Origin of the sequence: Photorhabdus viridis (assembly GCF_040256935.1) — a bacterium.
Classification (GTDB): domain Bacteria; phylum Pseudomonadota; class Gammaproteobacteria; order Enterobacterales; family Enterobacteriaceae; genus Photorhabdus; species Photorhabdus viridis.
On the sequence record NZ_JBEJZY010000011.1, the window covers coordinates 106,879 to 118,948 of the forward strand.

Sequence of the window (12,070 nt, forward strand, 5' to 3'; positions counted from 1 at the left end):
AATTATAAAAATGCCCGCACCTTACTGTGGGGCAATCTATTGCTATGATAACAATCGAAGAAAATTGCGGTTATCGATCTTGTGTGAAAGTCATTTTGACCCGGTAAGAACGCTTAATGTAGGGGACAAAAATAGCGGCGGCTAATAGTGGCCATGCTAATGCCCGTAGCGCAATTTGATCAGGAATGGGGGAGAAGGTGAACGTTTTTAATGCGATTAATATGGTCACAATCAGCCAGATAATAAAGACTTGCGGAAATCTTTTTGACCGGTGAAAAAGCAATTTCAATACCCATAGGGTGAAACACCACATTACCGCCGTAATGGCAACAGAAAGAAACCACATTAAAGTAAAGTGATTATTCCCGCTACTCAACGAAAGGTTCTGACTGAAAAAAGTCATAATATATAAAGCGAGCATGACACTGGCACTGAGAAAGGTCATGATCAGATAAGCCGTCGGGGCCAGAATCCAGCCATTAATTCTGTGGTAATCATTAGTTTTATACATGAGCTATTCTCATTCAAGCTATGTGAAAAAGAAATAGTAGGCGATTCTGCCTGGTTAGTGAATAGATAGATTGGTTCAGAGATAATTTGCGTAAGGGTAATCACCGATGATATTTTTTACTGATGTTGAATTGCAGCATATGGATAATAAGTTTGGGGCCTGTTATGAGTGATCTGTTAAAGGTTGGGTTGGTGGGTTATGGTTACGCCAGCAAAACCTTCCATGCACCATTAATTGCCGGGACTGCCGGTGTTAGATTAGTTGCCGTTTCCAGTAGTAACGCTGAAAAAGTGAAATCAGACTGGCCAAATATTGCGGTCGTATCCCACCCTGAGGATCTTTTCAATGATCCTGAAATTGATTTGATAGTTATTCCTACGCCTAATGACACTCATTACCCTTTGGCACAGCAGGCGCTGGCAGCCGGTAAACATGTTGTGGTGGATAAACCCTTTACCATTACGGTTGAACAGGCCGAATCTTTAAAGCAACAAGCAGAACAGGCGGGATTATTACTTTCTGTATTTCATAACCGCCGTTGGGATTCCGGTTTTCTGACAATAAAATCTCTGATTAAAGAAAATCGATTGGGAAAATTGAGATATTTTGAATCCCATTTTGATCGCTATCGTCCGGTTGTACGTCAAAGATGGCGTGAAGCGGCAGGAGAGGGAAGCGGTATTTGGTATGATTTAGGTCCTCATTTACTTGATCAGGCGGTTCAACTGTTTGGTAAACCACAATCCATTACTGCTGATTTGGGGATAATCCGTCCACAAGCCGAAGCGGTGGATTATTTTCATGTCTTGCTGAATTACCCGGATATTAAAGTGGTTCTACATGCAACAACACTAGCGGCGGCTGAGTCTGCGGTTTATACGCTGCATGGTATGGAAGGCAGCTATGTAAAATATGGCCTTGATCCTCAGGAAGAACGATTGAAAGTCGGTGAAAGGCAGCCACATGCCGATTGGGGATATGATATTCGTGATGGAATTGTGACGTTGTCACGCAAAGATGAATTAGTGACTGAATATATTCCGACATTGCCCGGTAATTATTCTGCCTATTATGCTGCTATCCGTGATGCAATTACGATAGATAAACCCAATCCGGTAACGGCAAGTGAAGCCATTCAAATCATGAAATTAATTGAAGCCGGTACCGAGTCTGCAAAACAACAACGAACAGTCATTATATGAAAACGTTAATATTGTGTGATGAGAAGATTGGACGTAACCAGTTTACCGGAGAGGTAATTGAAAACGGTAAATTCCTTAATTGTGATTTTTCAAGGGCCGATCTGAGCGAAACACAGTTTATCGGTTGCCAGTTTTATGACCAGGAACGTCAGATGGGGTGTAACTTCAGCTATGCTGTGCTAAAGGATGCCAGCTTTAAAAGCTGTGATCTGTCGATGGCTAATTTCGGGAATGCTAACGCATTTGGTATAGAGATCAGGGAATGTAGAGCTCAAGGTTCAGACTTTAGTGGGACCCGTTTTATGAATATGATCAGCTCTCGTGTCTGGTTTTGTAGTGCGTACATAACCAAAAGTAACTTGAGCTATGCCAACTTTTCTAAGGTCATTCTTGAGAAGTGTGAGTTATGGGAAAACCGTTGGAATGGGGCGAATATTCTTGGTGCGAATTTCAGTGGCTCAGATCTTTCTGGTGGTGAGTTTGCCGCTTTTGATTGGCGTACAGCAAATTTCACACATTGTAATCTAACTAACTCAATGCTGGGTGAACTCGACATCCGTAGCATCGATCTGGAGGGGGTGAAAATCGATACCTATCAAGCGTCGGAGTTGATGGAACGGCTTGGTATCGTGGTGATGGAATAAGCGCCTACAGAATTTCTTAAGAATCTGTTTATGTTCAGCTATTAAATTCTTATTAGTTAGCTTGGTTTGCCAGGCTAACTGTTTGCAAAGCAAGGAAAATAACTAATGACTTGGTGGCAAAAGTTAAAAATAGATCCTTTTTTGATGATATTAGTGACGGTAGTTGTTATTGCGACATTCTTGCCTTGTGAGGGGGAAATTAAAGTCTGGTTCCAACGGCTAACGACAGCTGCTATTGCTTTGCTGTTCTTTATGCATGGGGCTAAATTATCCCGACAAGCTATTATTGCCGGCATGGGGCATTGGCGGCTTCATTTAGTGGTCTTTCTCAGCACCTTTGTCTTATTCCCGATTATAGGATTAGGGTTGAATCTGCTGGTTCCTGAGATCATGACCTCGACAGTTTATTGGGGATTTCTTTACCTTTGTGCATTACCAGCCACGGTTCAATCCGCTATTGCTTTTACTTCTGTTGCGGGTGGTAATGTTGCTGCGGCTATTTGCAGTGCTTCGGCATCCAGTATTTTGGGGGTGTTTTTATCGCCAATATTAGTTGGGTTGATGATCCATACACAGGATGAAGGCAGCTCTGATACATTAGAAGCAATAAAATCCATTGTGCTTCAATTGATGGTTCCCTTTATTGTTGGGCATTTGTCACGGCCATTGATTGCCCATTGGGTAGAGAAACATAAAAAACTGGTTAATATGACGGACCGGTCATCAATTCTTTTAGTGGTTTATGTGGCTTTCAGTGAGGCGGTGGTAGAAGGTATCTGGCGTAAGATTGATGGTTATTCACTCCTGATGATTGGGGTGGTTTGCTGTATTTTGCTGGCGGTTGTGTTGGTTATTAATACTTATCTTGCTCGTTGGTTAGGTTTTAATAAAGAAGACGAAATTACCATTGTCTTTTGTGGTTCGAAAAAGAGCTTGGCTAATGGTGTGCCGATGGCGAATGTTTTGTTCCCGGCTGCGACGGTTGGCGTGATGTTGTTGCCGTTAATGATTTTTCATCAGATTCAGTTGATGGTGTGTGCGGTATTAGCGCAACGTTATGCCCGGAGGTTAAGGCGGAAATAGATATGTATACTCTCGCCATCTTTAACCGATGAAGATATATTTCAATGCCGCGATGACAACCGCAATGCCAACGGCTAATATCAATTTCTTCATCCAATCTAAATCTGTTTTTATGGTATTAATATCGGTTTTAATGCTTTCGGTAGCAGCTGTCAGATCTGCTTTGGTGGCGGCACTTGTGTTTTGTAGTTCTGCAATAATTTCAACGATTTTTTCAGACTGCTCATCGTTAAAACCCGATGCTTTGAGTGCTTTAACTGCTGTAAGTGTGCTCATTGTAAGTGAAGTCATTCTCTCATCCTCTAAAACATAAGACAGTTGATTGATTACGTTTAAAGTAAGAATAAGACCATAAGGGCACAAATGCAACACGACAGTAAATGGGTTTACCATCACCCTGTGAAGAGAAGGCAGGTAGGGTGTGCATTTAGAGAGTATTGCTGAGTTAAACCTAGACAAATCTGTGTTGATATGACAGGGCTATTTTGAAAACTACTTAGGGCAACCTATCTAATTTTTTAATGTGTTCACAATACTAATGGCTTGTTTTTTATCATTGGCCCCCATTCTAAACGAAGGAGGTAAAGAGGTTTGAATAGTTGTTGTGTACATAGGAATACCGTTGAATGATACTGTCATTTGGGTTCCAATGTTTTTAGTGATTAGAGCATTAAATCGAGGAAAACAGGGTTTATCTTTTTTCACTACGACTGATAACTCATCATTCATTCCATTATGTGATCCTAAATAATCAATTTGATCTGTACACGCTTGAGTTAAGATAAATTTATCACCGGATAAAAATTCAAATTTTAACCCTTCTTTCGTTTGCATTAGCCTATTTCGATTGTTTTTATCGGAACATCCGGCTATTGCGGAGAGGAATATCATAATAACAAATAGATTTTTCATAATTTCGAACCTGTCATATTTAAAAACCACATATAGCAATCACCTGGGCCTGTAGCTTAGAATGATTATATTTCAAGTGAAAAATATAATCAGGAATGGGTTTCCCACTCCTGAGAAAGAAGTTTAAATTTAACGACTTGCTGCTTTCACTCGTAATACCTGTTTTTCTGCATCACTGATAAAAGCGGTTTCCAGCCCATTAATTTGAGCTTGACGGATTTGAACGGCAGATAAGCCCGCGGCAGGTGCAGCTACTTCATATTCATGGCGGATCTCAATACCTTCAACGGCTGGATCATCCGTATTAATAGAAGCCAGAATACCTTTTTCCAAGAATTGTTTCAGTGGGTGGTTCAATAAAGAATTAACAGTGCTTGTTTGAAGGTTAGATGTCAAACAAGATTCAATACCGATACGGTTTTCAACCAAATAATCCATCAGAGCCGGATCAGTAATCGCTTTTACACCATGACCAATACGAGTCGCACCTAATTCACGAATAGCCTGCCAAATACTTTCAGCGCCAGCTGCTTCGCCGGCATGGACGGTTATTTGCCAGCCGGCATCACGGGCTTTGGTAAAATGAGACCGGAAAAGATGTCCGGGGAAACCTAATTCATCACCCGCTAGATCCAATGCAGTAATATGCTGGTGGTGAGTCAGCAGGCCGGCCAGTTCCTGAGTACAGGCTTGTTCACCAAACGTTCTGCTCAGAATACCGATAAGACGAATATCGATATCGTTATTTTGACGGGCGGAATGGATACCATCGATAACGGCTTCAACAACGCCTTCAACCGGCAATTGATGCTTCATTGCCATGTAATAAGGAGAGAAACGTAACTCAGCATAATCCAACCCGGCATTGACAGCATCTTCAACATTCTCGATGGCGACACGACGACAGGCATCCAAATCAGCTAGTACCGCCACTCCCCAATCCAGTTTTTGCAAAAAGCTGACGAGATCGGGTTCATTGCTAATAATTTGTACGTGCGGAAGGAGTGATTCCAGATTATTAGCCGGAAGTTGGATATTATGCTGGCGGGCGAGATCTAAAATGGTCGCTGGACGAATATTTCCGTCAAGATGGCGGTGTAAATCTGTTAGCGGGAGCTGTATATCAATCATATTCCGGGTCCTTTTTTATATAAAAAAGCCAGTCAAATTGGTTGACTGGCAATTTACCAAAAATGTTTATGGCCGTTTTATTGCGCAGGCTTCACAGTACCTTCTATTTGTACCTTTTTACTGTTGTGAGTGTCACTTTCTGGCATTATTTGTTCTGGCGTTGCTTCATCGTCAGAAGGGTCGGCTAAATTGTATTCAGACATGAACTGATGTAAGGGCATTTTCTTACCGTTCATTTCTACATTACCGTCTGCATAGTTAAACTTAATGCTGATGGCATCTTTATCAACAGTGGTGATTTTAAACAGTTGGCCGAATTGTTCAAACTGTTCTATCTGTTTTGCCGCATCATTCTCAGCTTTCGCTTTATCCGTACCATTCATCATCTTTGCCTGGGTTGCGAACTCAGTCAGCATGGGTTTGGGTAAGGTGACATTCAAAGACATATCCTGAATTAAAGTGCGGATAGCGTCTTCGGTTTTCATTGCAGACAGATTGCTTTTATCTTTTGGTAAGTTTTTCAGGCTTACTTTGTAACTGATGCTGCTTTCACCTTTAGCATTTTTCCAGGTCAGGGGTTCGATACCAAATTGTGGATTGTTTTTCAGCAGAATAGGAAAGTTAGAAAAAACGGCGTCAATGATGGCCGTGTTTGCCGCATCGGAAGAGAGATCATCAGATGCAAGGGATTTAGCTGTGGCATCATTGTATGCTTGGGTGAATTTACGGACAGATTCACCATCCAGACGATCCGCGGTAATAGCAAATTTCCCTGAGCCGAAATCGGTATTTTTCAGTTTGAGGCTATCTAAGCTATAAGTGACTTTCCCTTTCAGATTAGTTTCGTCTTCACCGATGTTTGAATTTATCTTAACACCGGAAAGAACTATATCTTCATTGCCGATCCCTTTCAGGCTGATTTCCTGAATGTTGATGTTTTGATCGCCAACATAGATATCAAATTTGCCTTTTTTGTTGGACAGGTCCAAATTAATCCCTTTAACAACGAAATTTTCATTGTTTTTATTGATGGTCAATTGGTCACTCTTTATTGCCAGTGATACCTCTTTCAGATCACGGCTGAGATCTGAAGTCAGTTTGGCGCCGGAAAAATTGAATTTAGCCCCATTTTGTTCAAAATCGACGGGGATGATATCCACATCGGAAATAACAGAACCGCTATAACTAACACGGGAATCAGCAGTGAACAGGGATTTTCCCTTAGTCACTTCGAATAATGGTTTTAGCGCTTCGTTATTTTCCAGTTCAGAATGAACGGAAGCTAGGCTAGGAATAAGTGTGAATTTCTTCACTTGTGTCAGCGGGAAAGGACCGTGATCAATCACAGACTTAATTGAAATCTCTTCACCTAGCTTGATTTCTGCGTTTTTAACGCCATCTTTAACCGTCAGGACAAGTCGTACATCAGAACTGAACATTCCACGATGGAAATCTTTACTCTGTAGTACCAGACCCGTTTCAGGGAATGCTTTTTCCAATTCAGCATTTGCGCGGGAAACTGATTGGCCGATACGTTGTTCGATTTGTTTACCTGTATACCATGAAGCCCCAGTCCAGGCTGCACCCAAGGCAACAATAACGCCTACTGCCACTAACGATTTTTTCATAATCTAAATCTATCCTCTTAGTGCATATTTAGCAGGTAAATATGCACTCTCTTCGTATAAAAATGGCCGTTAATACCGCTTGGAATTTACGTCGCGTTTAACAGCCTATGAATTAAGCTTTAAACCCAGATCCGCATTATTGATTAAAAACCCGGGCGGTAAAACCATTACCGTGAATAATCACAGCCTTTTCTGCCGCAGAGATAAATACTGACTCACCTGGGAAAATGCTTAATTGGTGTTCTCCAGATTGTATAACTGTTTGACCTTCAATACAAAAAACAATCGATGCTGAATCATTTTCAAGAATAATTGGCTGTTTTGATAAAGAATAAACAGAAAATGCGAAATCATTGACAGGAACAGGGAAGTTTTGCACTGTTTTTTGCTTTTTGGGCAGGGTTAATAATGTGTTTATTGGTTTTGATACAAAATCAAGGTTTGCCATTAACTCAGGAATATCCATATGTTTATTGGTCAAACCCGCCCGCAGGACATTATCTGAATTTGCCATAACCTCAAGAGCGACACCTTCCAGATAAGCGTGAGGCGTACGGGCGCATAAAAACATCGCCTGGCCGGGTTCAAGTTCAATAACATTGAGTAAAAGTGGGGTAAACAGGCCATTGTCGTCAGGATAAAACTCCGTCATTTTTTTAATGGTATCCCAAGGTTCGCCAATACGGCTGTTCAATGCTGATTTTAATACACCCAGCGCCAGCTGTTTTTGTTTGCCTCTCATATGGAGTAATTGGGAAAATAAAAATGCAAGATTCTGTTCATCTGGTTTCTGAATAAAGAACTGAATTTTGGGATGCGCGGCGGTAACAACTTCCAATAATTGTGCAATTTCGTTTAATGGACGGAACCCATTCATGGCCCGAAAAGGCGTCAGGGCATAAACCAATTCGGGCTTATGGTTATCATCTTTGTAATTTCTTTCAGGTGAGTCCAGTGGAATACCTGCGCTATTCTCTTTGGTAAAACCTTCTTCGGCGGATGCTTTATCAGGATGAACCTGAATAGATAGAGGTTGAGCTGCGCACAACACTTTAAATAAAAACGGCAAACGGTGAAATCTGTCCGAAACCTTTTTCCCCAGATATTTTTCCGGATCACTGGCTATTAATTCATTTAAAGCAACTGGTTTTCCAGTTTCGCGATCTACCACAATCGAACTGCTTTTAGGATGGGCGCCCATCCATTGTTCAGCCATTGGCAGATCATCTGGATTTTCAACACCATAAATATGAGTCAGGGCGGTTTTACTCCCCCATGAATAGTGTTGGATTTGATTTATCATTTTCAACATGGTCGTTGCTCTCTTTTTAAAAAATCAATCTATTTCCTTCAGGCCACAATACAATAAACACGACTTGGTCGGCATAATCAGGAACTAATATATGGCATGATAGTGGAATGCCAATCAGTTTATCTGCAAAGGCTGGTTATGCATATTCGATTATTCTGTGTGTTAAGGAGATAGTAATAATGGCAGCCACTCGCATTGAAAAAGACTCAATGGGGCCTATCGAAGTACCTGCTGACCAATTATGGGGAGCGCAAACTCAACGTTCACTGGAGCATTTCCGTATTTCGCAGGAGAAAATGCCTGCTGCATTGATCCATGCTCTTGCGTTGACCAAACAGGCTGCGGCCAGTGTGAATATGGATTTGGGCCTTCTGGCGAAAGAACGTGGCGACGCAATTATCGCTGCCGCGAAAGAAGTGCTGGAAGGTAAACATCCGACAGAATTTCCTCTTGCTATCTGGCAGACCGGTTCCGGAACACAAAGTAACATGAACATGAACGAAGTGTTGGCGAACCGTGGTAGCGAAATCCTCGGCGGGGTGCGGGGCGGTGAACGTCTTATCCATCCTAATGATGATGTGAATAAGAGCCAGAGTTCGAACGACGTTTTCCCAACAGCAATGCATGTTGCCGCTGTTATTGCACTGCGTGAGCACCTTATCCCTGAGCTGAAAGTATTACAAAAAACATTGGCTGATAAAGCTGAAGCTTACAAGGATATTGTCAAAATTGGCCGTACTCACTTGCAAGATGCGACGCCATTGACCCTTGGTCAGGAAATTTCGGGTTGGGTGGCAATGCTGACGCATAACCTGAAACACATCGAAGACAGTATTCCACATGTTTGTGAACTGGCATTGGGCGGAACGGCTGTCGGTACCGGTCTGAATACCCATCCTGAATATGCTGTGCGTGTTGCTAAAAAGCTGGCCGAATTGACCAGTCATCCATTTGTTACCGCACCAAATAAATTTGAAGCACTGGCTACCTGTGATGCTTTGGTTCATGCTCACGGCGCATTGAAAGGCTTGGCTGCATCCCTGATGAAAATTGCCAACGATGTTCGCTGGTTGGCTTCCGGCCCTCGCTGTGGCATCGGTGAAATTTCAATTCCTGAAAACGAACCAGGCAGTTCAATCATGCCAGGTAAAGTTAACCCGACGCAGTGTGAAGCGGTGACGATGCTTTGCGCCCAGGTAATGGGTAATGATGTTGCTATCAATATTGGTGGTGCGTCTGGCAACTTTGAACTGAACGTGTTCCGTCCGATGGTTATTGATAATTTCCTGCAATCTGTTCGCCTGCTGGCTGATGGTATGCGCAGCTTCAATGAGCATTGCGCTGTAGGTATTGAGCCTAATCGCGATCGTATTACGCAGTTGCTAAATGAATCGCTGATGCTGGTCACGGCGCTGAATACTCATATCGGTTATGACAAAGCCGCAGAAATTGCCAAGAAAGCGCATAAAGAAGGGCTGACTTTGAAACAATCTGCAATGAAATTGGGTTATCTGACAGAAGCTGAGTTTGATGAGTGGGTTCGTCCTGAAGATATGGTTGGCAGCTTGAAGTAATCTCTGTTTAGCTATTTGAACCGGAGCCTTGTGTTCCGGTTTTCATTTCCGTATGAGCCGGTATAGGAGCACGATATAACTCCATGTTAATTCTGCCTATGATATTGATGATATCCAGTGCGCCACTTTCTGTATCCAGCATTTAGTCAATTGTCACTTCTATGATAGACATTCTGTTGATCTGGTTAACTTGACTAGGTCTGAGAACTGTAAATAATGACTTTAGGTTTAAAAATGAGGCCTTGCTGATGGAAAAAATCAATATCTACGAAGCTAAGACACATCTGTCCAAATTGTTAAACAGTGTGGCAACAACCGGGGAGCCATTCCTTATTGCGCGTAACGGTAAAGTTATAGCCAAGTCATGCCTTACAGGGAAGAAGAGCCTAAACGCAAACTGGGCTTTCTTGCTGGACAATTTTCTTGTCCTGCGGATTTCGATAGCGAGGATGAGATGATTACCAGTTTGTTCGAAGGAAGTGAAGATGATGGCTTATCTGCTTGATACTCACGTTATAATTTGGGCATCCATCGCGCCAACGAAGCTGAATCAGAAATGTATGGACATTCTCACCAATTTTGATAATCAGGTTTTTTTCAGTGCAGCCAGCATTTGGGAAGTGGCTATCAACAGTCATGCACTAAATCTCACGATACAGATGCAGTCTTGGAATAACTAACTCCAATGGTTTAGCTTTGGGTTTATAGCGATGCACTATTGTATTGACATCATAATCAGGCAATTCGCCGATCTTTGGCAGGTTTCCGCCGTAGTTAACATAAAACGCAATTAATGGAAGAGGGCTGGCATATTGTACTTGCTTTTGCTGCTCTGCATACCAGACCCGTGCAATAGGTTGTACTTTCACCGGACGTTTTATTTTTAAAATCACATCATCAGATAATTCTTTTATATCGGTAATTTCTTTGGCAACAAATTCTGCCCATTGCTCACGGGAATAGGGGGAAACAGCACGCCCTGAATTGTAGCTTTTCTCCAAACGCGCCAAAATTTGATCTTTTGTGACTTTATTGATGATGTTTTTATTTGCCCAACCAAAACGCACTGAATCAGGATTGAGAAGGGGAGTGATTGTTCTGTAAGCGTTTAGTGTAATCAACCCATGTAACTGATTATGAACAAACTCAAACCGTTGTTCTTTATTCACACCTGATTGCACTGTGACGATGTGTTCAAGTTCTACTTTTAACTTATTAATCTCCTCAATCAGATTTAAAGCAGAATGGTATTGCTGTTGATTCACAGAAAAACATAATACACCCGGCAAGCGAACAGCCGCTTTACTGCTAATATTTTGATTATTGTGATGTATAAATAGCCTTTGATAATGTCTTAAACCTAAATCCAATGCTTCATTGCCTGAAATTTCATTAACGGTTATTTCTGTTATTGGATCATGTTCGTTGCCTTTTGTGACATCAGGCAGAACAAACACATGAGCGGCCAATAAAGAATAGCTATGAAGGAGTTCATGCAGTTGTCTCAATTTATTCTCTTGCTTTTGAAAACAACTATTCAAATCTTCAATTGATAAGTATTTACTCATACGAATAACAAAATTAGTTACAACATACTTTTAAGTATAAAACAAAAAACACAAACTTCAAGCTTCACAGTCGTATTTTTCCACACTAAAAGAAGCTAGCGATTTACGACAAGGACCAGCGGGAGCATTAGAATTATTTCGGCGGCAGAACTAGGTTGATGCCGTTTTTCTCCGCGATCCTTTGTGATTGATGCTCAACGTAACAAGGAACATTATTCTCATAAGTCCAACTCTGGTTGCGCATGGCATGTATTTTTTCATACAGCTCGTTAGCTTTGTCGGTTGAAATAGAAACAGATGGAAGTTCAAGTATGCCAGTATAAATTGTGAATTGCTTACCATCGACTTCTACTGACTTCCAGTCGTTCATGCCGAACCCCATAACACGAACATCTTTAGCGAAAAACGCCGTAAACCCTCGCCCAGTGCGGGCGGGGATATAAGGCGAAAAGCCCGCAGGGCTTTAAAGATCAATCTGGCGTTGACTGACTCTGAACGTAGGCTC

Annotated in this window: 13 protein-coding genes and 1 pseudogene; 6 read left to right on the forward strand and 8 right to left on the reverse strand. The window is 41.8% G+C overall.

The features are described 5' to 3' along the window. Positions 1-70: 70 nt before the first annotated feature. The gene (locus tag ABR397_RS06605; protein WP_350305013.1) at positions 71-511 is read right to left on the reverse strand and encodes a DUF2569 domain-containing protein; all 441 of its coding nucleotides are present in this window, start codon (positions 509-511) and stop codon (positions 71-73) included. Positions 512-675: 164 nt separating this feature from the next. Here ABR397_RS06605 and ABR397_RS06610 point away from each other — a divergent pair, with 164 nt between their 5' ends. The 3 genes from ABR397_RS06610 (at position 676) to ABR397_RS06620 (ending at position 3,440) form a co-directional block, all read left to right on the forward strand. Beyond that, positions 676-1,713 (forward strand): oxidoreductase, encoded by a 1,038-nt coding sequence (locus ABR397_RS06610; RefSeq protein WP_350305014.1) that lies wholly within the window; start codon positions 676-678, stop codon positions 1,711-1,713. Further along, positions 1,710-2,357: a Qnr family pentapeptide repeat protein gene (locus ABR397_RS06615; protein ID WP_350305015.1), complete on the forward strand. Its 648-nt coding sequence runs from the start codon at positions 1,710-1,712 to the stop codon at positions 2,355-2,357. Before ABR397_RS06610 ends, ABR397_RS06615 begins: the two co-directional genes overlap by 4 nt. Positions 2,358-2,462: 105 nt before the next feature. Next, positions 2,463-3,440, forward strand: a complete 978-nt coding sequence (locus ABR397_RS06620; RefSeq protein WP_350305016.1) for a bile acid:sodium symporter family protein — start codon at positions 2,463-2,465, stop codon at positions 3,438-3,440. Positions 3,441-3,461: 21 nt separating this feature from the next. Here the strand turns inward: ABR397_RS06620 and ABR397_RS06625 are convergent, their stop codons facing one another. From ABR397_RS06625 to manA, 5 genes are all read right to left on the reverse strand, one after another. Beyond that, complete coding sequence (locus tag ABR397_RS06625; protein WP_350305017.1) at positions 3,462-3,731, reverse strand: CCDC90 family protein; 270 nt, start codon at positions 3,729-3,731, stop codon at positions 3,462-3,464. Between the two features lie 219 nt (positions 3,732-3,950). Then, positions 3,951-4,352 carry a hypothetical protein gene (locus ABR397_RS06630; protein WP_350305018.1) on the reverse strand — a complete coding sequence of 134 codons (402 nt, stop codon included), beginning with the start codon at positions 4,350-4,352 and terminating at the stop codon, positions 3,951-3,953. Between the two features lie 129 nt (positions 4,353-4,481). Continuing rightward, entirely contained in the window at positions 4,482-5,483 is a 1,002-nt protein-coding gene (gene add / locus ABR397_RS06635; RefSeq protein WP_350305019.1) for an adenosine deaminase, read from the reverse strand. A gap of 77 nt (positions 5,484-5,560) precedes the next feature. Beyond that, positions 5,561-7,111 carry a YdgA family protein gene (locus ABR397_RS06640; RefSeq protein WP_350305020.1) on the reverse strand — a complete coding sequence of 517 codons (1,551 nt, stop codon included), beginning with the start codon at positions 7,109-7,111 and terminating at the stop codon, positions 5,561-5,563. 136 nt (positions 7,112-7,247) lie between these two features. Beyond that, on the reverse strand, positions 7,248-8,423 hold the full coding sequence (manA, locus tag ABR397_RS06645; protein WP_350305021.1) for a mannose-6-phosphate isomerase: 1,176 nt from the start codon (positions 8,421-8,423) through the stop codon (positions 7,248-7,250). Positions 8,424-8,602: 179 nt separating this feature from the next. On the opposite strand from manA, the gene fumC reads away from it, so the two are divergent. The 3 genes and pseudogenes from fumC to ABR397_RS06660 all read left to right on the forward strand — a co-directional run bounded on the left by fumC (position 8,603) and on the right by ABR397_RS06660 (position 10,502). Next, positions 8,603-9,997 carry a class II fumarate hydratase gene (gene fumC / locus ABR397_RS06650; RefSeq protein ID WP_350305022.1) on the forward strand — a complete coding sequence of 465 codons (1,395 nt, stop codon included), beginning with the start codon at positions 8,603-8,605 and terminating at the stop codon, positions 9,995-9,997. Positions 9,998-10,245: 248 nt separating this feature from the next. Further along, positions 10,246-10,302, forward strand: a pseudogene (locus ABR397_RS06655) (hypothetical protein); the annotation flags it as partial. Between the two features lie 59 nt (positions 10,303-10,361). Then, positions 10,362-10,502 (forward strand): hypothetical protein, encoded by a 141-nt coding sequence (locus tag ABR397_RS06660; protein WP_350305028.1) that lies wholly within the window; start codon positions 10,362-10,364, stop codon positions 10,500-10,502. Between the two features lie 136 nt (positions 10,503-10,638). On the opposite strand, the gene tus is transcribed toward ABR397_RS06660, so the two are convergent. Next, positions 10,639-11,565, reverse strand: coding sequence for a DNA replication terminus site-binding protein (gene tus, locus ABR397_RS06665; protein WP_350305023.1), 927 nt, complete (start codon positions 11,563-11,565; stop codon positions 10,639-10,641). Between the two features lie 133 nt (positions 11,566-11,698). Beyond that, positions 11,699-11,935, reverse strand: coding sequence for a hypothetical protein (locus ABR397_RS06670; RefSeq protein WP_350305024.1), 237 nt, complete (start codon positions 11,933-11,935; stop codon positions 11,699-11,701). Positions 11,936-12,070 lie beyond the last annotated feature (135 nt).

What these genes read in the sequence shown, in the direction of transcription:
- ABR397_RS06605 (WP_350305013.1), bottom strand. Translation starts at nt 511, where the DNA reads ATGTATAAAACTAATGATTACCACAGAATTAATGGCTGGATTCTGGCC.
- ABR397_RS06610 (WP_350305014.1), top strand. Translation starts at nt 676, where the DNA reads ATGAGTGATCTGTTAAAGGTTGGGTTGGTGGGTTATGGTTACGCCAGC.
- ABR397_RS06615 (WP_350305015.1), top strand. Translation starts at nt 1,710, where the DNA reads ATGAAAACGTTAATATTGTGTGATGAGAAGATTGGACGTAACCAGTTT.
- ABR397_RS06620 (WP_350305016.1), top strand. Translation starts at nt 2,463, where the DNA reads ATGACTTGGTGGCAAAAGTTAAAAATAGATCCTTTTTTGATGATATTA.
- ABR397_RS06625 (WP_350305017.1), bottom strand. Translation starts at nt 3,731, where the DNA reads ATGACTTCACTTACAATGAGCACACTTACAGCAGTTAAAGCACTCAAA.
- ABR397_RS06630 (WP_350305018.1), bottom strand. Translation starts at nt 4,352, where the DNA reads ATGAAAAATCTATTTGTTATTATGATATTCCTCTCCGCAATAGCCGGA.
- add (WP_350305019.1), bottom strand. Translation starts at nt 5,483, where the DNA reads ATGATTGATATACAGCTCCCGCTAACAGATTTACACCGCCATCTTGAC.
- ABR397_RS06640 (WP_350305020.1), bottom strand. Translation starts at nt 7,111, where the DNA reads ATGAAAAAATCGTTAGTGGCAGTAGGCGTTATTGTTGCCTTGGGTGCA.
- manA (WP_350305021.1), bottom strand. Translation starts at nt 8,423, where the DNA reads ATGTTGAAAATGATAAATCAAATCCAACACTATTCATGGGGGAGTAAA.
- fumC (WP_350305022.1), top strand. Translation starts at nt 8,603, where the DNA reads ATGGCAGCCACTCGCATTGAAAAAGACTCAATGGGGCCTATCGAAGTA.
- ABR397_RS06660 (WP_350305028.1), top strand. Translation starts at nt 10,362, where the DNA reads ATGCCTTACAGGGAAGAAGAGCCTAAACGCAAACTGGGCTTTCTTGCT.
- tus (WP_350305023.1), bottom strand. Translation starts at nt 11,565, where the DNA reads ATGAGTAAATACTTATCAATTGAAGATTTGAATAGTTGTTTTCAAAAG.
- ABR397_RS06670 (WP_350305024.1), bottom strand. Translation starts at nt 11,935, where the DNA reads ATGAACGACTGGAAGTCAGTAGAAGTCGATGGTAAGCAATTCACAATT.